Annotated in this window: 1 protein-coding gene; it reads left to right on the forward strand. The window is 49.9% G+C overall.

All coding sequences use genetic code 11. The features are described 5' to 3' along the window. The coding region (locus tag T426_RS25955) for an MBG domain-containing protein (RefSeq protein WP_036985519.1) at positions 1-1,290 on the forward strand (1,290 nt) is incomplete at both ends.

Raw genomic sequence — 1,290 nt, forward strand, 5'->3', positions numbered from 1 at the left:
GCTGACACAGCCTGCGGGTCTGACGGCAGACATCACCAAAGCTACGCTGACGGTAACGGGTGCAGCGGCAGCAAATAAAGTTTACGACGGGACTACCGGTGCCACCATCAGTGATGCTACTCTTTCGGGAGTAATTGGCAGCGATAATGTGACCCTGGGTAATTCGACTGCCGGTACGTTTGCACAGTCAGGAGCAGGCACCGGTATCGCTGTGAGCACTTCGATGACCCTCGGCGGTACGGATGCAGGGAACTACACACTGACACAGCCTGCGGGTCTGACAGCAGACATCACCAAAGCCACACTGAATATTACGGCCGATGACCATAACAAAGCGTATGATGGCAGTGTTTTTAACGGATTTACGGTCAACTATAGCGGCTTTGTGAATGGTGAAAGTGAAACTGTGCTCAGTGGCTCTCCGTCTTTCAGCGGTACAGCTACCACAGCAACCGATCCTGGCACATATACCATTACTCCCGGCGGCCTGACCTCGGATAACTACAGCATTACGTTTACCAATGGCGCCTTGGAGATAACCAAGGCTAAACTGAGTGTAATAGCTGACGATAAACATAAGACTTATGGAGAGGCTAACCCAGTCTTGACAGTTACCTACAGTGGCTTTGTGGGTAGTGACAGCGAGGGAGATTTGGATATCCCTCCTACAGTTTCAACTAATGCGACAATGGGTAGCGATGTAGGTACATATCCCATAACAGTTGCCGGCGGTACTGACAACCATTATACCTTCAGCTACACGAGTGGCACACTGACGGTAGATAAGGAGGATCAGTTTATCACGTTCGAGGCGCTGCCAAAGAAAACGGATACAGATTCCGATTTTGAACTGAATGCCCTATCCAGCTCGGGACTTCCTGTAACATTTACCAGCTCTGATGAATCAGTAGCAATTTGTACGGGCACGAATGGAGCTACCGTGAGAATCATTGGTGTTGGGATTTGCACCATTTATGCAGATCAGTCGGGAAGTACGAATTATAATGCAGCCCCTCAGGTTGAACAGCCACTCACTGTTATCAAATACATCGCCGGAGATACGAATGGCGACGGGAAGATTGATAATGGAGAAGTTGCCGGCGATACCAATGGTGACGGACAGATCACACCTCCTGAGGTTGCCGGTGATACGAACGGAGACGGGAAGATTGATAACGGCGAAATTGCCGGAGACACAAACAGTGACGGAATGATTGATAACGGCGAAATTGCCGGTGATACCAACGGTGATGGTCAGGTTACTCCTCCTGAAGTGGCTGGTGACACAAA

The sequence above is a fragment of the Prolixibacter bellariivorans ATCC BAA-1284 genome, assembly GCF_000621705.1.
In the GTDB taxonomy this organism is placed as follows: domain Bacteria; phylum Bacteroidota; class Bacteroidia; order Bacteroidales; family Prolixibacteraceae; genus Prolixibacter; species Prolixibacter bellariivorans.